The sequence below is a fragment of the Nocardia transvalensis NBRC 15921 genome (assembly GCF_000308875.1).
In the GTDB taxonomy this organism is placed as follows: domain Bacteria; phylum Actinomycetota; class Actinomycetes; order Mycobacteriales; family Mycobacteriaceae; genus Nocardia; species Nocardia transvalensis.
This window is the reverse complement of the sequence record NZ_BAGL01000055.1, coordinates 96,368-117,969: the sequence shown is the minus strand read 5'-3', so window position 1 is coordinate 117,969 and position 21,602 is coordinate 96,368. Positions and strand designations below refer to the sequence as shown.

At 68.3% G+C, this 21,602-nt stretch carries 12 protein-coding genes; 5 read left to right on the top strand and 7 right to left on the bottom strand.

Translation table 11 applies throughout. The features are described from left to right. Positions 1–438 precede the first annotated feature (438 nt). Complete coding sequence (locus ON41_RS17295; RefSeq protein ID WP_040748668.1) at positions 439–1,041, bottom strand: dihydrofolate reductase family protein; 603 nt, start codon at positions 1,039–1,041, stop codon at positions 439–441. A 499-nt stretch (positions 1,042–1,540) separates the two neighbouring features. On the opposite strand from ON41_RS17295, the gene ON41_RS17290 reads away from it, so the two are divergent. Together ON41_RS17290 and ON41_RS17285 are read left to right on the top strand one after the other, a co-directional pair. Next, positions 1,541–2,248 (top strand): YciI family protein, encoded by a 708-nt coding sequence (locus ON41_RS17290; protein WP_040748667.1) that lies wholly within the window; start codon positions 1,541–1,543, stop codon positions 2,246–2,248. A 5-nt stretch (positions 2,249–2,253) separates the two neighbouring features. Next, positions 2,254–3,486 carry an RNA polymerase sigma factor gene (locus ON41_RS17285; protein ID WP_040748666.1) on the top strand — a complete coding sequence of 411 codons (1,233 nt, stop codon included), beginning with the start codon at positions 2,254–2,256 and terminating at the stop codon, positions 3,484–3,486. Positions 3,487–4,080: 594 nt separating this feature from the next. Here the strand turns inward: ON41_RS17285 and ON41_RS17280 are convergent. From ON41_RS17280 to ON41_RS39095, 4 genes are all read right to left on the bottom strand, one after another. Beyond that, positions 4,081–7,650 carry a YqgE/AlgH family protein gene (locus ON41_RS17280; protein ID WP_083905423.1) on the bottom strand — a complete coding sequence of 1,190 codons (3,570 nt, stop codon included), beginning with the start codon at positions 7,648–7,650 and terminating at the stop codon, positions 4,081–4,083. Positions 7,651–7,723: 73 nt separating this feature from the next. Then, a complete protein-coding gene (locus ON41_RS40330; protein WP_157185509.1) occupies positions 7,724–8,647 on the bottom strand; it encodes a hypothetical protein in 924 nt (307 codons plus the stop codon). A 256-nt stretch (positions 8,648–8,903) separates the two neighbouring features. Beyond that, positions 8,904–9,581, bottom strand: a complete 678-nt coding sequence (locus tag ON41_RS39100) for an RNA polymerase sigma factor (RefSeq protein WP_051161728.1) — start codon at positions 9,579–9,581, stop codon at positions 8,904–8,906. Positions 9,582–9,693: 112 nt separating this feature from the next. Beyond that, a complete protein-coding gene (locus tag ON41_RS39095) occupies positions 9,694–10,158 on the bottom strand; it encodes a DUF4189 domain-containing protein (RefSeq protein WP_051161726.1) in 465 nt (154 codons plus the stop codon). Between the two features lie 209 nt (positions 10,159–10,367). Between ON41_RS39095 and ON41_RS17255 the strand changes: the two genes are divergently transcribed. Next, positions 10,368–14,552: a S1 family peptidase gene (locus ON41_RS17255; protein WP_040748663.1), complete on the top strand. Its 4,185-nt coding sequence runs from the start codon at positions 10,368–10,370 to the stop codon at positions 14,550–14,552. A gap of 77 nt (positions 14,553–14,629) precedes the next feature. On the opposite strand, the gene ON41_RS17250 is transcribed toward ON41_RS17255, so the two are convergent. Beyond that, positions 14,630–15,292: a helix-turn-helix transcriptional regulator gene (locus ON41_RS17250; protein WP_157185508.1), complete on the bottom strand. Its 663-nt coding sequence runs from the start codon at positions 15,290–15,292 to the stop codon at positions 14,630–14,632. Positions 15,293–15,481: 189 nt separating this feature from the next. Next, on the bottom strand, positions 15,482–15,688 hold the full coding sequence (locus ON41_RS17245; RefSeq protein WP_157185507.1) for a hypothetical protein: 207 nt from the start codon (positions 15,686–15,688) through the stop codon (positions 15,482–15,484). A 417-nt stretch (positions 15,689–16,105) separates the two neighbouring features. Between ON41_RS17245 and ON41_RS17240 the strand changes: the two genes are divergently transcribed. Both ON41_RS17240 and ON41_RS39090 read left to right on the top strand, forming a co-directional pair. After that, positions 16,106–20,293: a serine protease gene (locus tag ON41_RS17240; protein WP_157185506.1), complete on the top strand. Its 4,188-nt coding sequence runs from the start codon at positions 16,106–16,108 to the stop codon at positions 20,291–20,293. Between the two features lie 74 nt (positions 20,294–20,367). Continuing rightward, positions 20,368–21,522 (top strand): tetratricopeptide repeat protein, encoded by a 1,155-nt coding sequence (locus ON41_RS39090; protein WP_169336492.1) that lies wholly within the window; start codon positions 20,368–20,370, stop codon positions 21,520–21,522. Positions 21,523–21,602 lie beyond the last annotated feature (80 nt).

The following is a 21,602-nucleotide window of genomic DNA, read 5'->3' as shown; positions in this document are numbered from 1 at the left end:
GAACCGATCGGCCATCATGTCCCGCAGCCGCCACCCGTGGCTCCTCTTCTTGACCACGGTGTCACATAACAGCATTCGCCCAGTCGGTCCGTGCGCCGACGCGCCCGGCGATCTCGAGCGGTCCTCGGTGGACGCGTGCGTGTAGATCCTGGTCGTGGCCGCATGCGATTGACCCACCTGCTCTTGCACAAACCCTGCGGGGTAACCGAATTCGGCCGGATGGGTGACAAGCGCGTGACTTTTCCGCAGTGACCGTGTGCGCTTGGGTTCGTGTCGATGTGGTCGATTCTCTCTACCGCATTGGCGACACTGCCGCAGGAACCGTAGTTCGGTGTCCAGTTGGCGGACCAGGATCGCTGCGCGGCCGTCGTGCTCGGTGGCTCCATGTGGCCACTGAGATCCTGCCAATATCTTGACGCAGGCACACGTGTCGTGCGGCTACTTGCGTACCACGTAGCGCAGATGCAGGACGCCGGGATCCTCCAGCGTGCGGACCAGATCGAGTTCTGTGTGCTCGGACGGGAGTCCCTCGAACAGCCGCCGGCCTCGGCCGAGCAGGACCGGCCGGAGTTGGATGTCGATCATGTCGAGCACGCCGGCCTTCAGGGCCTGCTGGCCGGTGTACGCGCCGTGCATCATCACGTTCCGGCCGCCCGCGGCCTGCTTCGCCTGTTCGACACAGGAGGTGATGCCCTCGGTGACGTAGTGCACCCGCTCGTACGGGTTCTCCGCCGGTGGCTGGTGTGTCGGCACGAAGATCGGGACGCCGTCGTGGTGGTCCCCGCCCCAGTAGCCGGCGAAGTCCCCGGTCCGCTTGCCGGTGATCACGGCGCCGGTCGCCATGGCCTCGTCGAACACGAGTCGGCTGTTGGGATACGTGGGGCGGAATGTGTGGGGCACGTTCGCGTCGGACGCGCCGCCGCCGGTCAGCCAGTCCATCAGTCGCATCCCGTTGGTACCCGCCGGGTTCTCGGCGTTGTCGTCCGGGCCGGTGATGAACCCGTCGAGCGACATGGCCATGGTCAGGAATACTTCCGACATTCCACTTCATCCTTCACATCCGGCTGGCGGTATGCGTTGAGACGGACGTCGGAAACTCATCGGCATTTCCGGATACTCTGCCCGACAGTCGATCTCCCGACCAGGGCACGCTGTTCTGCTGTTACTTCAGTTCCGGCCTGAACGTCGCTGACAACCGATGAGCGGGATCAGCTTCACAGAGCACGACAATAAACACCCGCTCATCGGCAGAAGCGGATGTTGGTTGGGTTCGGACGTAGGGTGAGGTCCCGTGGGGTCGGACGGCGAGGTGGACTGCTTACGGTCAGCGCTCTCATGAGTTCTCGAGAAGCTTGGCGCCGAATATGGACAACACCGGTGGGTGTGCTCGCCATCGTGATGGCTGTGTTCCAGCGATGGTACGAACGAGGTTGCGAACGTCCCGAAAAATTGTGCCGATCGATGTAGAAGAACCCGAGCGCCCTTCGTCGTCTTGATGAGAGGAGTATCGGACTCCTCCGGCACAAGGGAGGATGATGTCATGCACTACCTGGCGCTGTTGTTCGGGCGTGAGGACGGGACTGTGCAGCCGGGCACGCCCGAATTCGATGCCGAGGTCGAGCGTTATGCCGAGTTCGAGGCGAAGGCGGGCCGTGCGATCGCCGGTGGCGCGGCGCTGTTCCCGTCGGCGACCGCGACCACCGTGCGGCGGTCGGGCGAGCAGACGTTGGTCTCCGACGGGCCGTTCACGGAGCAGGCCGAGGTGGTCGGCGGGTTCGATGTCTTCGATTGCGCGGATCTGGACGAGGCGATTCAACTCGCCCGGCAGCTGCCCGCGGCGGAACAGGGCGCTGTCGAGGTGCGGCCGATGGTGCAGTGGGACGCGCCGAAGGATCTGGGCTCCGACGGCTGGCTCGCATTGCTGTGGGAATCGCCGGACACGGTGATCGAACCCGGCACACCGGCCTGGGAAGCGGCGATCGGCGAGCATCAGCGGTTCGCCGATCGGGTCGGCGCGGCTATCCGCGGTGGCGGCGCGCTACATCCGCCGTCCGCCGCCACCACGGTACGTGTGCGTGCGGGCGAACTGCTGCTCAGCGACGGGCCGTTCGCCGAATCGGCTGAGGTGGTCGACGGCTTGTATGTACTGGCAGCGCCCGATCGGTCTCATGCGATCGACTACGCGGCGCAGATTCCGCTCAGCCCGACGGGGCGTGCCGAGGTGCGCCGGATCGTGGACCTCGAGTGACGGCCATGGGCTCGGCCGACTTCATCGACGATGTCTATCGGGCCGAATTCGGCCGGGCCCTCGCTACCGTTGCCCGCCTGGTCGGCGATATCGGCCTGGCCGAGGACGCGGTCCAGGAGGCATTCGCCGACGCGCTGCGGACCTGGCCGGTGTCCGGTCGCCCCGCGAATCCGGGCGCCTGGATCACGACGGCGGCCCGCAACCGGGCACTGGATCGGTTGCGACGCGAATCGGTCAGGGTCGCAAAAGAATTCACCGCCGCGCCGCACGACGCACCGAGGGAGGAGCCGGAGGTGTCACCGATCGCTGACGATCAGCTTCGGATGATCTTCACCTGCTGCCATCCGGCACTGTCGCCCGAATCGCAGGTGGCGCTCACTCTGCGGCTGGTGTGCGGACTGCGCACCGCCGAGATCGCCCGCGCGTTCCTGCAGCCCGAACATACGGTGGCGCAGCGCCTGAGCCGCGCCAAGGCGAAGATCCGGCAGGCCGGTATCCCGCTGCGGGTGCCGCCGGAACCGCTGCTGCCGGAACGGCTTCCGAGCGTGCTGTCGTGTATCTACCTCGTGTTCAGCGAAGGCTATTTCGCGACCTCGGGCCCGTCCGCGGTGCGCGACGAGCTGTGCGACGAGGCGATTCGGCTCGGCCGGCTGCTGTGCGGGCTGCTGCCCGGCGAACCGGAGGTCCGGGCGCTGCTCGCGCTCAAGCTGCTCGACGACAGCCGGCGGGCACAACGCCGCTCGGCGGAGGAGGGCCTGGCGCCCCTGGAGGAACAGGACCGCACCCGGTGGAACCGCGCGGCGATCCGAGCCGGACTGAGCTGCCTGGTCTCGGCCGCCGAACAGGGCCGCAGCGGACCGTATCTGGCACAGGCGCGGATCGCGGGCGCCCACGCCGTCGCGCCGAGCTGGGCGGATACGGACTGGCATGCGATCGTCGCCGCCTACGACGAACTGCTGTACTACACCGAATCGCCTGCGGTGCGCGTGAATCGCGCGGTGGCAGTGGGCTTCCTGTACGGGTTCGACCGGGGCCTCGCGGCGCTGGACGAGATAGCCGACCACCCGCGCCTGGCCGGGACCAATCTGGTCGCCGCCACCCGCGCCGATCTGCTCCGCCGCGCCGGTCGATACTCCGACGCCGCGACCCACTACCGTCTGGCCCTCGAGCTGACGACCAACGACCAGGCCCGGCACTTCCTGCAGCGCCGCCTCACCGAGATCGAGTCGGCGAGCTGACGACCGGGCTCGCAGGACAGCGTATGGCCTTCCGCTCGCCGAACACGCGTGGCCGCAGGCGTCAGGCGTTGCTGCGACACCTGTTCAATCGCGCCACCAGGTGTCGAAGGGGACCGGGACAGCACGCCAGGCGGAGGCCCAGCTCCTGCGGCAGCGCGACGCCCTGGCGTTTGGTCGGGCCGCTTTGATGTTGCCGCGCACGAAATCCCGCAACTGCGGCTGTTCGCTGTGCCGGTTGGGGAGGCCGGTGCCTCAGCGACGGAGGCGGTTGCGGAGGGTCGCGGCCAGCCTTATCGGTTGCGCTCTGCCTCCTCGACTACGACGTGCTGGCGGCTGTTGGTGACGTCATATCGGGTAAGGCATTGGTGAACTACCTGGGCGGACAACCGGGCTCGGCGCTATTGCGGGTGCAGCGTGGCAGGTCGGGCTCAGCCACACACCGGACGCACCGCAGGGAGAAGGCCGAAGTCTACGTCAGCATCGGACACCGGATTTTGTCCGCTATCGATGAGGGCGGTTGTTCGTGTACGTCGAGAGCCCCTGCTTGTCATACAGGTCGATGTTCACCGACGCGCATTGTTCCGAATGACTGTGCTATCCGGAGGAGTCGTCGGGCGGCGTCTCTTCGTCGGTCGCGCGCGCATAGCGCCGCGCATATATGTCGCAGTACCGTTGCGTCTCGTCCTTATCGGCCACTAAATACTCGGTATGCCGCTCGATGATCGCGGTCCATCGCGAAACCTCCGCAGCGGTGAATCGATTCTCCGGATTTCCGGTGGTAATCACCGCACCGAATTCGGCGATGGCGAGCGCGGCGGCTCGCTCGGCGGCCGGAGTCCGTGCGGCGGCACCGATTGCCTGCATGACCCTCAGAACGGGGACCGGTAGCCGATGCCTCGGGTCCAACGGGCTGCCAGGTGACCGTTCGCCGGATCGGTCCTCGAGATCGATGATTGTCGATACGGTGCCCTTCGTGGGGCGATCGGAAACAGTGGGCCCGGGCTCGGCACTGAATCCGCGGCGGTCTCGGGTGAGCCGATCGATCGCCTCGTGGATGAGTGCGGCGCGATCGCCGTCGGGCCTCTTCTGCTGTTCGTAGGCGATGAGGCGTTCCGCGGCCTCGCGGTCGCCCATTGTCATTGCCACGAGCTGCGAGTACCCGGGCGGTTCCGTGGGCGACTCCTTGCTCGATCGGTATCGCTCGAGCCATTCTTCTGCTGCGGCGAAATCGCGGGATTGTTTCAGCAGCTGTCCGAGATCCGCCATCGCCTCGATATCGCCCGCGTCGGCGGCCTTCCGCAGCAACTGTTGCGCTTCGGTCGTGTCCGCGCGTTGCTCGACCAGTCGTTTCCCGAGCAGTACGCCGAGTTCTCGCGTGGCCCAGATATCGCCTGCGGCAACCGCTTTGCGATACCAGGCCTCGGATTCGCTCAGCTCGCCGCGATTTCCGAGTAGCGCACCGATCTGCCCCAGCGCGGCGATGTTCCCGGCTTCCGCGGCTTTGCGGTACCACTGCTCGGCCTCGGTGTGGTTGCGGCGCTGATGGAGCAGCCATCCGACGCCGTACATCGCATTCGCGTCGCCCGTGTCGGCGGCTTTGCGATACCACTGCTCGGCGTCACCACGCTCACCGCGATCGAACAACAGCAATGCGAGACTTGTCATAGCGGGGACGTCACCGGAGTCGGCCGCGGTGCGATACCACTGTTCGGCGGCTGTGCTCTCTCCTCGATCCTTGAACAGGTTTCCCAGGTTGTTCATCGCAGTGCTCTCGCCGGCCGCCGCGGCCAGGCGATACCAGTGCACGGCCTCGTCCACGTCGCCCTGCGATTGCCGTAACCATCCGATGTTGTTGAGCCCCATCGGATTGCCCGCCTCCGCGGCTTTGCGGTACCACCGTTCGGCCTCTTCCAGTTCACCGCGTTCGTGAAACACCCACCCCAGACTGTTCATCGCACCGGCATTTCCGGCGATTGCGCCGGCCCGGTGCCATTGTTCGGCCTCGCCGAGTTCACCACGGACCTTCAGGACGAGTGCGAGGCTGAACATCGCGGCGGCATTGCCCGCCTCGGCGGCTTTGCGATACCAGTGTTCGGCCTGTACGAGATCATCGCGCGTGGCGAACAGTTCCCCGAGACGGTGCATTGCGTCGACATCGCCTGCGGAAGCGGCTACGCGATACCGTTGTTCGGTCTCCGCCAGAGCACGCGCCCGGTGCGAGTGCCGGAGACTTTCGGCGGCGTCCGGGTAGCCTGCGTCGGCGGCTTTGCGGTACCAGTGTTCGGCCTCCGTGAACTCGCCGCGGTTGTAGTAGATCACTCCCACGTTGTTCATCGCGATCGCGTCGCCGGCGTGTGCCGCTCGCCGGAACCAGTGCTCGGCCTCCGCCGAATCCTCGCGCCGAGCGGCGAGAGTCCCGAGGCCGCACATCGCCTCGACGTCGCCGTCTTCGGCCGCTGTGCGGTAGAACTGCTCAGCCTCCGTCAGGTCACCGCGCCCCCGCAGCAGATTCCCCAGAACCCGCATCGCGCCACTCTCGCCGGCCGCAGCGGCGCTGCGGTACCACAGTTCGGCGTCGACCAGGTTGTCACGGTGCCGAAACAGTGTGCCCAAGTTGTACATCGCGGCGCTGCTGCCGGCCGCAGCGGCGCTGCGGTACCACAGTTCGGCGTCGACCAGGTTGTCACGGCGCTGAAACAGTGTGCCCAGGTTGTACATCGCGACGCTGCTGCCCGCGTCGGCAGCAGTGCGATAGAACCGCTCGGCTTCCGAGTCGTCGCGATCCTCGAGCAACACTCCCAAATTGACCATCGCGCCGTGCTCGCCCGCCGCCGCGGCCGCGCGGTACCACTGCTCGGCGTCGCCGATCCTGCCTTCTCGATGCAGCTGCACACCCCGCTGTAACATCTCGCCCGGATCCATGCTCTGACCGGTTCCGGCCGCCCGGCGGTGCCGGGATTCCGCGGCCGCGTTCTCGCCGCCTGCGGCGGCAGTGTGATATCGGGTCTCGGCGGTGTAATTTCCGTCGGAATCTGCGGACCTGCCGCGACCCAACACCCGGCGAACAACTCGCCGTATCCCTTGCGCCCCACCCTGGTCGGTGAGTCCCGCATCGGGGGGATTAGCCGGCGCGGCCGCATCCCGGATGACCCAGGCACCGCGCTCGACCTCGTCCTCGAGCGCACCAACGGGCCAGTCCACACAACCGTCGAATATCCGCACACCCTCCACGAACGGGGCGACCAGCGCCGGATCGGCCGCGAGATCGACCAGCGCGATCCGGCCGTCGACGTGACTGAGCGCGGGAACGTCATCGATTCGAGCATCGACCCGCAGCGTCGCCACACACAGCGGGGAGTCGGGTTCGACCGGACCACCGGAGTACACCACCCTGGACCGGGCGGCCAGTTCCGCCCACTGCGGCAACACCTCACCCACCGCCGTGGTGCCGGGCCGATTGAGCACGACGGCGACACTGCCGCGATGGTCGTGCCGGACAAGGAGAACAACCGTGTGCTGTAGGCGGGTGTCGACGGCGGCGGTGGCGGCGAGCAGCATGCCCGGGAACACCGTGCTCGCGCGGCGATCGGCTCGCGGTTCAGCCGCAGCTGCGAAATCGGCCGCGCGATCGACATTTTCGGGCACACGATCAATGGAGCCAGCGCGGCGCCTTTGACGTCTCGGCACAAATTCCTCCTTATGACGGGCTCCGGACCCGCTGGGCGCCCGGCGGTTCATCGCGCCGCGGGCCAATTCGGCTCCATCGGTGGCGTCCTGGTCGCGAGCCTCATGGTCAGAATGGGGAGCGCCACCCAGATCACCAGGACGATCATCGCGATCGCGGGCGGAATCGACGGCGGCTCGCTGTCGGCAACGGCCGTGTGTGGTCGGTTGGTCGCGACGCCGTACAAGACGAGTAGTAGGACGAAATCCGCTACGAACAGCCGGCATCCGCCGACGATCAGCGTCGGCCGCGCGGCAACCGCGCCGCCCGCCAGCGCGAGGGCCCCGACCGCGACGACGATCGCTTTGATCACCAGAAGCACGTCCACACCGGGTCGCACCTGTTCGTCGGGCGCCCCGCCGACCAGCCACGCGAAGCCGTATACCAACAGGAGCCCCGCGCCGACGAGACTGCCGAATCCAGCAAGAATCCTTGCCCATACCTGTGCCGATCCCATGAAACGACTACAGCACGGCGATATGGGGATTCGGTGAAGAAGCTGGACAGATACGGTCAGGGTGAGAGCAACGGCAGGATGACGGTGAACCACAGGAGGATGCCGAGCGGTATCGCGAACCCGATCGCTCCGGGTCGGTGGAAGAGTGGCTTGCCGGGGTCCATCGGACGGCCCGGCATGCCCGGGATGGGTGGTGGCAGTTGGTCGATCCGTGAATGAGCACCCATATTGGCGATGATCGTGACGGCGTTGATCAATAGTGACAATGGACCCCACCACCCGAGCCAGACGCTCTCGATCGTCATCCGGCGCAGAGTCGCGAGACCACAGTCGCGGCAGAACGGTCCCGGCATCCGCACGAACTGCATCCACAGGATGAACCCGCGATGACTCCGGATGGTGACCGCGGCCGCGGGCGTTCCCCCGCAGTGCAGACAGTAGAGCGCCTGGCCGGCCGTGGTGGGCGGCAGCGGAGGCTGTGGCCGTGGGATGTCGTTCGTGGCCGGGCTCAGCTCGTGGTCCAGTCCGGTCAAGGAGATGCCGAGCACGTCGGATTGCAGTATGTCCAGAAGCTCGCGCCGGCCCAAACCGTCGTGCAGGACTTGCGAAGCGGCGGTGGAAGGGTCGGCGACCAGTCCCAGCGCCAGCATTCCGGGTGGTACTCCCTGCAGGCTGTAGCGTCGGGCGAGGCGGACGGCGGTCCGAACGGCCTCCGCGCAGGTATCGGTGAGCCGGATACCTTCCCAGTGCGTCGAACTGCCGGTGGCCGGATCCAGCACGACCTTGCGAGCGAGGACGTCGGAATCCCCGCAGTGCAAGGAGATTCGGCTCCAACTGCCGGACGTCTCGATCCGCATCAGCGCGACAAGCAGATCGCGGGAATCGACCGGCTGTGTGCCGGCCTGAGATCTGGCCTGCCAGAGCGCATTCACCACGGTGGGATGCAGTGGCAGGTCCACGGTGATGCCGGGGAAGGTCATGGCAGATCCGTTCGACTCGGCGGCACGGTCCATGTGAAAGTGCCGAAACGCTGGTGCCACTGCTGGATTGTGCGAAGTTTGTGACCGAAATCGGGGTCCCGCGCCAACCAGGTCGAGGTCGGGGCGGGCGATCTCAGCGAGAGTGAGCTGTGGCGTTGAATGCACACCTGGTCGTAGTGCGGCTGTTGGTTCATATCCGGGACAACTGCCGGAGGACGCCGATGGTTGGGCGCGAACCGCTCTCGGTTCGCGGGGCTCAGGCGATCAGGTCGAGCTGTACCCGGACGCGTTGCAGGGCATCGTGTACGTAGCCTTTCGCCGTACCTGTGGCGACACCCATGATGCGTGCGGTTTCGGCGTAGGTGTTGCCTTCGTAGGCTCGCAGCACGACCGCTTCTCGCTCGCGTGGGGGCAGGGTGTCCAGCGCGCTGATCAACATCTGGCGCAGGACGACGATGTCATCCATGTTCAGGCCCGCGCGGTCGGCGAGCAGCGCGATCCGCTCGTCACCGTCGGAGTCGAATCGTTCGCGATCGGTGGCCGCCCGCCGCCAGGCGTCACGAACGAGGTTCTTGGCGACCGTCCAAAGGTAGGCGCGCAGTTGGTCGGCCGTGGTGACCTCGGGCCTGGCGGCGTACACGCGCATCAGCGCGGTCTGCACGATGTCCTCGGCGTCGGTGCGGCTGCCGACCTGCCTCGTGGCCCAGGCGAGCAGCATGTCGCTGGCGGAGTCGAATGCCTCGAGCAACAGGTCGTCGAACCGATCCGCCTGCCGCGCCGGGGCACTGCCGCGACCGATGCGAATGACCGCCGGGCCGTGGGCATCCTGGGCGAGCCAGGACAGCGGGTCTCGGGCGCAGTCCGCGAGCACGGCGCCCAGGAGCGCCGTCAGTGCGGTCTCGGCGGGCAGGCCGGACTCGGGGAGGCTGTTCATGTGATCTCGCCATGCTGTTCGCGGCCGCCGGGCTGACGGACCTGTCGGTATCGGAACACAATACCGACGAGGGACGGCCGCGTTCACAACATCCGGCAGCGCCTTCGTCCGGTCAGGGCTTGGGCAGGGTGCGGCCGCCGGGCGCCGTGGGGCCGCCGGTCTCGGTGCAGTCGCTGAGCACGATGTGCGCGGCGCCGGGGACCGCCGATCCGAGGCTCGGGAATTTGGGTGCGCGCAGGCCGAGCCCGTTGATCGCACTCTGCTCGGCGTCCTCTCGATTCACGCCCCACGCCCAGGCGATGCTGTCGTCGGGCGCCTGGGCGACCGCACCGCAGCCGTTGACGAAGTACACGTAGGCGGAGCAGTCCCGCCCGCCGCCGCAGCGCGCGTCCGCCGCCCGGCCCGCCTCGGCCGGACTCGGGTAGTTCACGGCCGAGGCCACGGCGCCGGTGCGGAACGAGATGGCGATGGCGCCGTGCTGATCCGCGCTCGCGTGCGCCGTACCCGCACCCGCTCCGACCAGTACGCCGGCCGTCAGCAGTGCGAATGTGCCGGTTGCCGTCCGTGACAGCGACATGGGATTGCCCTCCGATGAGTTCGTGACGCCGATGTGGTCATCGGCTACCGGGTACGACCGTGGTTGTCCCGAAAAGGTTGGGCCCGATCACGAACCGGCCGGAATCCGACGTCGCCGCACTCCCCACCGCGGGGGACGGCGAGGTCGCCCCGGGTACTATCCCGTCGCCGCGCGGTCTGTGTCGCACCGCAGGGGGTGGAGGTAGGGATATGGGATTGCGGAACCCCGAAGTCGGCGGGTCCGGACGGTTGAACGCGACCGCGGTACGGGTGTTCTCGACCTCCGGGGAAGTCGTCGGGGCCGGATTCGTCGTCGGCCCGGGGCTGGTCGCGACCTGCGCGCACGTGATCGCCGACGCGCTCGGCGTCGATCCGGAAGGGGGACAGGCGCCCGCGGCGCCGGTCCGGATCGATGTCCCGCTGCTGCGCCCCGGAGCGCTGTTGACCGCCCGGGTCCGCCGGTGGGCGCCGATCGACGCGTCCGGCGGCGGCGATATCGCGGTGCTGGACGTCGACATCCCGGACGGCGATTCCGTTGCCGCACCGCCGTTCTGGCGTGCCGACGAACCCTGGGGCCGGGAGTTCCGGATGCTGGGGTTCCCGGTGGAGCACGATGACGGCGTCTGGGTCTCGGGCGAATTCCGCGCCCCGCAGGGCAGCGGCTGGCTGCAGTTGCAGGCCGCGACCGGCGGCCAGCCGATCACCGCCGGGTTCAGCGGCGCCGCGGTGTGGGATTCCAGTTCCGCTGCGGTGGTCGGCATGGCGGTGGCCTCGGACCGCCGCCGCTATACGCGCACCGCGTTCATGATTCCGATCGCCGAGGTGCTCGGCGCGGACCCGACGCTGCTGCCGAATCCGTATCGCGGACTGGAACGGTTCGACGAGCGGGACGCACACCTGTTCTTCGGCCGTGACGCCGATACCGATCGTGTGCTGGCGGCTGTGGATCAGCGCGCGGTGGTCGCGGTGGCCGGCCGGTCCGGCACGGGAAAATCCTCGTTGGTGAGTGCCGGGGTGATCCCGCGGCTACGGGAACGGGGTATGAGCGTCGCGGCATTTCGCCTCGCCGGTGATTCGTCGGCACACGGTACGGAGCCAACCTCCGCCGACCCGTCGGCCGACTCGGCCGCGGTGGTGGCCGCTCTCGCGCAACAGGTTGCGCGGCAAGCGGACTCGTCACCGGAGTCGGCGACTGAGCTGGCGAGCCTGGTTCCGGCGCAGGGGCTGGTGGTGTTCCCCGACCAGTTCGAGGATCTGGCCGCTACTGCTCCCGACCGGGCGCGAGCGTTGCTGGGGTGGCTGGTCGAATTCGCCCGCGCCGCCGAGGATGCGGGCACCCGGGTGCGGGTGGTGCTCACCCTGCGGTGGGAGGCGCTGAACGAACTGGTGGACGACGAGCTGGCGCGGCTGCTCGACGGCGCGACCGTCGCGCTGGCACCGATGGGCCGGACGCAGCTGCGGGAGGTGATCCGGGGTCCCGCCGAACGCGCCCCCGGCGTGGACGTCGCCGCGGATCTGGTCGAGCGCCTGGTCGAGGACACCGTCTCGGAGCCGGGCGGGCTGCCCCTGCTGGAGTCGATGCTCACCGAGCTGTGGGAACAACGCGGTGGTGGCCGGCTGACGCTCGCCGACTACGAACGTGCCGGGCGCGCCGGCGGTTCGATCACGCGGCGGGCCGAGCGGGCCCTGGCACAGTTCACCGACTCCGGCAGTGCGGCGGAGGCGTGGCGGCTGCTGCTGATGCTGGCCGCGCCGACCACGAGCGGCGGATTCGTGCGGGCGGTCGCCTCGCTGTCGGACTTTCCGGAATTGCGCGATATCGCCGGCCGGCTGGCGCGCGACCGGCTCGTCGTCGTGGGCCGCCGGTCCGACGGTGCGGAGACCGCCGAGCTGGCGCATCAGGCGCTGGTCGACAACTGGCCGTTGCTGCGCGAACGGCTCGAGCGCGACCGCGACTTCCGTTCCTGGCAGCGGCAACTCGAAGAGGAACGGCTGGGATGGGAAGCGGCACACCGCGACAGCGGCGCGTTACTGCGCGGCAGTGCGCTCTCCACCGCCGAGGAGTGGCTCGCCGCCCGGGCCACCGACATCCCGCAGGCCGACCGCCGGTATCTGTACGCCAGCCGTAAGCTGCGGCGACGCGAGGTGCGCCGCCTGCGCGCCGGTATCGCCGTGGTGGCGGTGCTGGCGCTGGTCGCCGCGAGCACCGCCGTCGTGGCGTATCGGAGCAGCAGGGACCGGGCCGAGCAGCTGCGGTTGTCGGCCGGGATCAGCCTGGCGCAGGAGTCGCTGCGGATTTCGGAGAGCGACCCCCTGAAAGCGCTCCAGTACGCTCAGGCCGCGCAGCGCAATGCGCCGGGTCGTCCCGAAGTCGAGGCGGCCCTGGTGCGGGAGCAGATCGCCTGGGCCGGAGTCGCATCGCTCGACCCGGTTCCCTGGGCCGCGCCCGAGTTGCTGAGCACCGATCGCGAGGGAACGCTGTTCCTGATCGTCGGCAAGGACGGCTCGGCGACGGTCTGGACCGGCGTGCTGACCGGTGACCCGCAACCCTGGGTGCTGCCGATCCCTCCGTCGACGACCTTCACCGCCGGCGCGGTGAGCGCCGATGGCAGCCGGGTGGCGCTGTTCACACGCTCCGGCGAGGTCATGATGTGGTTGCCGCGTGAGCGCCGGGGGCCGATCGCAATCCGAGCAGCGGACGGCGCGACCAGCAGCGTCTCCACCCTGGGAAGGTTCTCGGACGACGGGACACAGCTGGTGGTCACCTACGACCCCGACCGCGCCGAGAATCCGCGGGTGAACCGGCCCGACCGGATCGAGGTCTACGACACGTCGAGCACGCGACCGGCTCTGGTCGCGGCGTACTCCTCGCAGGACCCGACCGATCGGCTGCCCAGACGCGTCGACCGCACGACGGTATGGTTCCGCGAGCAGTCGGTGGACGCCGAGCCGGCGAATGTCGTGCGCGACATCGCGACCGGTGCTGTCGTGCGCCGGTTGCCGAGCGGCCGAGGCCGTGCGGGCGATGCGATCATCGGCTGCGCGACCACGCCTACCAGCGACATCGTGGTGTCGGATCCGGAGAGTGGTGACGAGCGGATTCGCCTCCGGGTGCCGTCCGCGATCTGTCAGAGCGCCTTCATCGACCAGTCCGAACGCTATGCGATCATGACGGACCTGGATGTGGGTGACGCATTCGGCCTGAGCTATGTGGTCGATCTACGGTCCGGCGAGCTGTTCAAGTTCCAGCAACTGCCGATCATGTCGAAGGACGGATTCTTCGTCCGGCCCACTCCGGAGGGGGTCGAGGTTGACGTCGCGTATCCGATCGGGCTGATGCGATACAAACCGGCGACCCGCGTCGACGACCTGAACCAGTTCCGGGATCCACCTCCCGTCGATTTCGTCTGGGCGCCCGGCGGCAACGCCACCCTGGCGATATATCGGGTGGCAGCGGACCGACGCCGGGTGGACGCGCTGCGGTTGTGGCCGAGTCAGACCCGCATGTCCAGTGCGGTGACCGGGAGCGGGCCGGGCGAACTCGACCTCGGTAGCGGGGATATCGCCTTCGGGTTCACCGGTGACGGCCGCTATCTGTTCGCGGTCGGGCAGACCGACGAGTTGCGCGTCTACGCGGCCGAGGATCTGCGGCTGGTCCGCACGATGGCGCTGCCTGTTCCGGCCGCACTCGGCAGAGATGTGCCCAAGAACGGCAAGGACATCAAGGTGCTCGGCGACGAGGTCGTGGTGCTCTATGCCGGTGTCCTCACCCGGTGGCGGGTCGACGACGGTGCGCCGGTGGGAAATCCGATACCGGTCTTCGAGAACACCGACGAACTGCGCATGCTGGCGGAGATCGGCAAGGCGGTCCCGCGTTCGGACCGCACTGGTCAGGTCGTCGTCACATCGCCGGAGGGGTTGGCGGTGTGGGACCTGCACGACGGTCGCAAACTGCGGGCGTGGAACCGGGACACGCTGAGTACGATGCCGTCGTTGTTGCTGCCGGCTGGGAAGCCCGAAATCTATGTGGGCGGGCGGATCTGGAATATGGACACCGGTGCGATGTCGACTCCGTCCCATCCGATCCCGACCATGTCCACGGTGCGTGGCGCCACCGAAGACGGCCTGATAGTGGCGGTGAAATCGGATTCGGTCGAACTGTGGGACGCCGGGCGCGGTCGCATGTTCGAATTCCATCCGCCGGGGCCCGGGCTGGAGGTCGGGGTGCGCGCGGACAGCATGGTTCTGATGTCGCAGGACGGCGCCGCCACCATAGACCTGAGCCGGGAGAACGCGTTCGCGCGCCTGTGCGCGATCAGTGACCGCGATTTCACTGCGGCCGAACGTGACGGACTGCCGATCGGCGCCGACAGCACCGAACCGTGCCGCGACTGACCGGAACCGTGCCGTCGGGCGACGATCCGGAATTCGTGAGCATGCCCGGCCTCGGGGAGCAGGCGGGTGAACACCGTTCACGGTTCGCCGGTCCGGTCGTGCGGAGCGAATCCCGCGATGTCGGCGCGCGAGGCGATCTGTAGCTTGTGCAGAATCGTGGCGACTTGCGCGTCGACGGTGCGGCGCGATTTTCCGCGCCGGGCGGCGATCGCGGAATTGGTCCACCCTGCCGCCGCCAGCGTCGCGACATCTCGCTCGGCGCTGGTCAGCGTGGTCCACGAGGAGGGGGACCGGGACGCATTCCCGACCGGCGCCGCGGGCGTGGCGCTGTGCAGAGTGCCCGCGGCCAGTCGCTGGACCTCGCTCCACTCCGGCCGCAGGTGTGCGCCGCGGGCCTCGGCGGCGGCGTATGCCGTGGGGCCCAGTACTTTTTCGGCGGTCCGGACGGCCTCGGCGGCAAGGTCGGCGAACGGTCCGAGCTGTCGGAGATCGATGCCGAGCCTGTCGCGCAGCCGCCGGGCGCCGCCCGCCAGGAGCGCGATTTCGGTCGCCACCGCCGCCGTCGCCCGCCGAGCCGGACGGCGGGCGGGATCGGTGACGGTTCGTGCCAGCGACCACGCGCGCAACTCCACGGCCCACAGTGCCGCCCACCGTTCGCGATCGGGCACGAGGTCGGCCAGCACCGTGCGTTGAATCGCCAGGGCCGCTTCGGGATCGCCCAGCCTCGTCAGCACCGGCACCGTCAAGGGATACGTGCACGACGCGCTGGCCAGGATCCGAGCACGGCTCGCGGCGGCCTGAACCTCGCGCGCCCATCGGATCCCGTGTCAGCCGAACGCGCGGGTGAGTTTCCGGTCGCCGCGCACGAACATGCAGGCGGCGCTCTTGTTCGCCTCCGAGGACTCCCGGGGGAGAAGTGGGGTGGTAGGTCATGGGTACCGCACATACGCGACGGCGGTGACGAGGCCCGCGCCGACCAGGGCGCCCGCCACGACGAAACTGCCGACGGCCACCCGCTTGTCACGCTCGACTGCCCGCACCGATTCCTCGTGGGTGACGTAGCCGGCATGGCCACCCCACTGGCGTACCTCGCAGTACGACGCACAAGAGGGGCCGCCGATCGCAAGGACCGTCATCAGGACTCCCGCGGCGGCGGCGAGGCACCCACCCACTATCAGACCGATAGCGACGTAGCGGACCAGCGTCGATGAAGCGCTGTGGTACCGGGCGGATGCCGCGCGGGGCGGTACGGGTGACTGCTTCACGCGATCGCTCCGATTCCCATGCTCGCTACCGTCATCCTCGCGCCCCTCCGTCTCGTATCCGCAGACGCCGGCTGCCCGTGTGCAGGCGCGGAGTCCGCGTATTTCCTCCCGGTGTGCCACGCTCTGACCCGAGCCGCGCACCGTCGCGCGAGGTTGCTGCGTGATCGCGGCCGGGTGCGGCGCTGTTCGGTGATGCTCACGCGGGTATAGACCCGCTGGGCGGCGAAAAGGTTGGGTGGAGACTTCGTCACGTGGTTCGCGTGACGCGAGTGGTGGGAGGAGCCTCGGATGCGGGCAGGCGTATCAGGCGGGGGCACTGCGGGTTTCGGCTCGGTGGCCGTGCGAGTTCTCGCCGAGTCGGGAGCGGTCGTCGGTGCGGGGTTCGTCGTCGGCCCGCGGCTGGTCGCGACCTGCGTGCATGTTGTATCCGAAGCTGCCGGGGCCGATGCGCGGGAAACCCGGCCACCGGACACCGCGGTCTGGATCGACTTTCCGTTGTCGCCCGCTACCGGCCGTGTCCGTGCGCGGGTGCGCCGCTGGGCGCCGATCACGGCCGACGGCGGCGGCGATATCGCCGTGCTGGAGATTGTCGAGGCCCTGCCGGAACCGGTGGTGGCGCCGCCGTTCTGGCGCGCCGAGGAACCCTGGGGCCGGGAGTTCCGAATGCTGGGGTTCCCGGCCGAGTTCGACACCGGCGTGTGGGTGTCGGGAGAGTTCCGGGCGACGCAGGGGGTGGGCTGGCTACAGCTCCAGGCGGCGACCGGCGGGCAGCCGATCACGGGCGGGTTCAGCGGCGCCGCGGTGTGGGACGCGGCCTCCGGGGCTGTGGTCGGCATGGCGGTGGCGGCGGACCGGCGGCGATATACGCGGACCGCCTTCATGATTCCGATCGCCGAGGTACTCGACATCGATCCGGCGATGCTGCCGAATCCGTATCGCGGGCTGGAGCGATTCGAGGAGGGTGACGCCGCGCTGTTCCACGGCCGTGACGCCGATATCGAACGAGTGCTGGCCGCTGTGGACCAGCGCTCGTTCGTGGCGGTAGTCGGCGGGTCGGGCACCGGGAAGTCGTCGTTGGTGAGCGCCGGTGTGGTGCCCCGGGTGCGTGAACGGGGTATGGCTGTCGCTGCCGTTCGCCTCACCGGCCTGTCGACGACCTCGGATGCGCAGGTGCACGACGGAGGGGACGATGTGTCCGCTCTCCTCATGGATGTCGTGCGACAGACGGTGACCGACGAGAGCCGTAGAGCAGAACTGATCGAACGCATCCCGGATGCGGGGTTGCTGGTGTTCCCGGATCAGTTCGAGGATCTGGCGGCGACGGCGCCTGCGCAGGCGCAGGACCTGATGCACCGGCTCATCGACCTCGTCGCCGCCGCCGACACCGCCGGCAAGACGATACGTGTGGTGCTGACGCTCCGGTGGGAGGCGGTCGGTGAACTCGTCGACACCGAGATCGCGAGCCTGCTCGACGGTGCCACGGTGGCGCTGGCGGCCATGGAGCGTGACCAACTGCGGGATGTGATTCGCGGGCCGTTGGCCCATGCCCCGGGTGTCGGTATCGATGCCGATCTCGTCGAACGGCTCGTCGACGACACGGTGCATCAGCCGGGCGGCTTGCCGTTGCTCGAGTCGGCACTGACCGAACTGTGGGAACAGCGCGGCAGCGGGCGGCTGACCCTGGCCGACTACCACCGTTCCGGTGGCGTCGCCGGTGCGATCACCCGCCGCGCCGATCGCGCGCTCTCCCGGTTCACGGAGCCGGAGGCAGCGGCGGTGCGGCGGCTGCTGACGATGGTCGCGGTACCGGCCAGGACCGGTGCCGGATTCGTCCGGTCCGCGGTGGCATTGGCCGAACACCCGGATCTGCACGGTCTCGCAGGGCATTTGGCCCGTGAGCGCTTGGTGGCTGTCGGACGGCGGTCCGACGGCGTCGTGATCGTCGAACTGGCCCACCAGGCCCTGATCGACAACTGGCCCACCCTGCGCGGCTGGCTCGAACACGATCGGGACTTCCGTTCCTGGCAGCAGGAATTCGACAGCAGGCGAGCCGAATGGGAAGCGGCGCACCACGAGAGCGGAGCATTGCTGCGCGGTAGCGCGCTGGCTACCGCCGAGGAATGGCTGACCGCTCGCGCCTCCGATCTCTCCCCGGCACAGCGCCGGTATATCCAGGCGAGCCGGCGCGTGCGGCGCCGGGAGGTGCGCCGCTGGCGGATGGTGACCGCCGCAACGGCCGTGCTGGCGCTGGTGGCCGCGACCACGGCGGTCGCGGCGTACCGCACCAGCCAGGAACGCGCGGAGCAACTGCGGCTGGCGGCCGGGATCAACCTCGCCAAGGAGTCGATGCGCTTGGCCGACTCGCAGCCGCTGACGGCCCTGCAGTTCGCACAGGCGGCACACCGGCACGCTCCGGGCAACCCGGAGGTCGAGGACGCCCTGCTGTACCAGCAGGCCGCTCTCGGTGCGCTCGCCCGTTTCACGCCCGGGGAGATGCCGACCGGTGCGGACCGCATCCTGGCGTCGGCCGCCACGGACGGGGCGGCGTCGGTGGCTGTCGGCGTCGACGGCACGGCCCGGGTCCAGACCGGACTTCGGGAAGGAAAGCCGGTGATCTGGAAGGTGCCGGCCGAGGAGCGCGTGGCGGCGGTCGCGATGTCCGGCGACGGCGGGACACTGGCCGTCGTCGAGCGGGGCGGACGGGTGTCGGTGTGGGATGTGCGCAGCCGCACCGGGCCGGTGCACGTCCGGGCCGGTGTGCCGTCGTTGCCGGACCATGCCGTGAAAGCGCGGCTTTCGGCCGATGGCGGGATGCTGGTGTTGTCGATCGATCCGGAACGAGGACCCGAGAAACCGTCCCCGCCGGATGTTCTCGAGGTGTACGACACCTCGACCTCGCACCCGACTCGCATCGCGGCGCCTCCCGCCGCGGCGGATCGGCGCGATCAAGTTCCGATATGGGTCGGCGCGAACGGCACGGAAATCACGTTCGCCGAGACCGACGGCACGGAATACTTCAACGTGGTTCGCGACCTCGGCGGGAATGTGATCCGCGTGCTGCCGGACGGAATCCCGTCTCGGGGAGGCATATATTCCTGCCTACCGGCACCGCCGGACCAGCGGCAGCGCACCCTGGCGGTTTTCGATATCCGAACGGGAGTCGAGCGGTCCCGTTTCGATGTGGATTACGACTTCTGCGTCCGGACGAGATTGGACAGTACCGAACAGTTTTTCATCGACGGTGACAACCACGCGGGCGACGCTGTCTTCAGTATCAGGTTGATGAGCTTGACGACGGGCAGGATCTATCGAGCCGAGGTCGGCCGCAGTACCGGAGGGAACAGCACGATCGTCACGGATACCGACCGAGGGCCGGTACTCAACGAGTTCGCACGAGAAGGTCTGCTGCGCTCCTCGCCCGCCGAGCCTGTCGGCGACGACGGTATGTTCACGCAGGTGCCGAATGCGACGGCATGGTCGAACGCGGAGACCATCGCCACCTATATTCGCGACCCCGCCGCTGCCACGAGCAGCCTCGAGATCGACCGGGTGCGGCCGCGGGCACAACGTCTGGCGCGGCTCGCTCTGGGTGGCGCACCCGACGATATCGATCTCGGCGACGAACCGGTCATGAAGTTCACGCCCGACGGCCGTTATCTCGTCGCTGTCGGCGAGCGGCCGCAACTGGTGGTCTTCGACGCCTGGACCCTCGATGTGGTCCAGCGTATCCCGCTGCCGGTCCCGGTGGAGCTCGACGGGGTCGACGGGTTGCGCGGCGCCGTCGTGTTCTCCGGCTCGGACGAGGTCCTGGCGATGTACGGCGCCATACTCACCCGCTGGCGAATACGCGACGGCCGATCGGTGTCCGATCCGCTGCCACTGTGGCGTGACGAAGACGAACTCGTACGGCTGAGTGCCGACGGTGGTCTCGGGCGGCCCGCCGGCCGGCCCGACGAGATTCTGGTTACCTCTTCGAAAGGGGCCGCGGTGTGGAACGTGGCCGATCGGCGGCGCGTCAGCACTTTCGATGTCAAGGAGCGCCAGGAATACAAGGGTGCGTACTACGACCCGATCGACCCTGTCGTGTACGTGCAGACCGGACGTGTGGAAATGTGGAATCCGGCGACCGGTGCGGTAACCGTACCGTCGCGGCCGATGCCGCCCGTGCCGTACCTACGTGGAACCACTCCGGGCGGTCTGTGGGTGGCAATCGACGGGGCCGCTGTGAATCACATCGACATCTGGGACCGCAATCGCGGGAAGATATCTTCGCTGAAACTGCCGGGCACAATATACGATGTGACCGCCGATGATAATACGGTACATATCCTGTATCGCGGTGGGACACTGCGTATGAATCTGGACCGGGACAATATATTCGATCGCCTGTGCGCAATTCACAACCGGGACTACTCCGCGGAGGAACGTGCTCAGCTGCCGGTCGGGGCCGACGACGCACCGCCGTGCCGGAAGTGAGATCGCTACCCAACCTTTCGGCCACCCGGCCGGTCTACGTCAGCATGGGCCGGTCGGATCCCCGGGAGGAACAGATGACAGCGAGTCGGACGGACGGCGCCGCCGAGATGACGGCCAGGGCACGGCACCTCGATGCTCAGGGCAACCACGCCGGTGCCGAACACTGGTATCGCGAAGCCGCCACGGTCGGCGACGTCGCCGCGATGGCGAGCCTGGGACGACTGCTCCTCGACCGCGACGAACTCGTCGAAGCCGAGCGCTGGCTTCGCCGGGCGGTGGATGCCGACAATCTCGATGCCACCGTCGCATTGGGCCGATTGTGGGAGCGGCGTGGCGAGCGTGCCCAGGCCGAATACTGGTACCGCAAGACCGCCGATACCGGCAACGCCGCGGCGCAGAACAAGATGGGAGTGCTGGCCCAGGATGACGGAAACCTCGTCGAGGCCGAGCACTGGTACCGCAAGGCGGCCGCCGACAACCCTTATGCCGCACACAATCTGGCGTCGCTGCTGAGCCGGTGCGGCAATCTCCGAGAGGCGGAGCACTGGTGCCGTACGGCCGCCGCGGGCGGCATCACCCGCGCGATGAATCTCCTCGGATCGCTGCTGGAGGACACCGACGAGTTCACCGAGGCCGAATACTGGTACGGCGAAGCCGCTTCCCGTGGTGACATGGACGCGGCGTTCAACATGGGTCGGCTGCTTCACGATCGAGTGGCCAGGTCGGGCGGGGGCGCACTGTTGCGGCGCTTGTTCCTGCTGCCGGAGCACCGCCACGACCTGCTGGAAGCCGAACAGTGGTACCGGCAGGCGGTAGCGGCGGGCAATATCCTCGCGATACACAACCTGGGTCGGCTGTTGTACGAGCGTGGCGATCTCGTCGAGGCGGAACACTGGCTCCGCCGCGCGGTCGACGGCGGCGCTCCCGGTGCTGTGAAAAGCCTGGGATCGTTACTGCGCAAGCAGGGAAAGAGCGCCGAAGCCCGGCACTGGTTGAGTCAGGCGGCCGCTGCCGGAAACGTCCGGCCGGCGTCACGGCCCGGCAGGAAAACCCCCGAACTCGCTCAGCCGGACTCCTACCGCCTGCTACTCACCATGGTGATGGGCAGTCACGCCACTGCGGAACGGTTGATCGCCTACGAGGCAAAGAAGATGTCGAATGCCGACCGGGCCACATTGATCATGCGTGCCGTCGACCGGCTGCGTGAGGATCGGAAACGCCAAGGCTGATCCGCCCGCACCGCGACCTTCGATACCGAACACGGCATTCTCGGCCAGGCGTGGTCGCCGATGGGCGGCCACCGGATCGC

Excerpts from the sequence above, each read along its gene's own strand:
- ON41_RS39090 (WP_169336492.1), top strand. The coding sequence starts at position 20,368 with ATGACAGCGAGTCGGACGGACGGCGCCGCCGAGATGACGGCCAGGGCA.
- ON41_RS17290 (WP_040748667.1), top strand. The coding sequence starts at position 1,541 with ATGCACTACCTGGCGCTGTTGTTCGGGCGTGAGGACGGGACTGTGCAG.
- ON41_RS17240 (WP_157185506.1), top strand. The coding sequence starts at position 16,106 with ATGCGGGCAGGCGTATCAGGCGGGGGCACTGCGGGTTTCGGCTCGGTG.
- ON41_RS17280 (WP_083905423.1), bottom strand. The coding sequence starts at position 7,650 with ATGGGCAAGGATTCTTGCTGGATTCGGCAGTCTCGTCGGCGCGGGGCT.
- ON41_RS17245 (WP_157185507.1), bottom strand. The coding sequence starts at position 15,688 with ATGACGGTCCTTGCGATCGGCGGCCCCTCTTGTGCGTCGTACTGCGAG.
- ON41_RS39100 (WP_051161728.1), bottom strand. The coding sequence starts at position 9,581 with ATGAACAGCCTCCCCGAGTCCGGCCTGCCCGCCGAGACCGCACTGACG.
- ON41_RS17285 (WP_040748666.1), top strand. The coding sequence starts at position 2,254 with ATGGGCTCGGCCGACTTCATCGACGATGTCTATCGGGCCGAATTCGGC.
- ON41_RS17295 (WP_040748668.1), bottom strand. The coding sequence starts at position 1,041 with ATGTCGGAAGTATTCCTGACCATGGCCATGTCGCTCGACGGGTTCATC.
- ON41_RS40330 (WP_157185509.1), bottom strand. The coding sequence starts at position 8,647 with ATGACCTTCCCCGGCATCACCGTGGACCTGCCACTGCATCCCACCGTG.
- ON41_RS39095 (WP_051161726.1), bottom strand. The coding sequence starts at position 10,158 with ATGTCGCTGTCACGGACGGCAACCGGCACATTCGCACTGCTGACGGCC.
- ON41_RS17255 (WP_040748663.1), top strand. The coding sequence starts at position 10,368 with ATGGGATTGCGGAACCCCGAAGTCGGCGGGTCCGGACGGTTGAACGCG.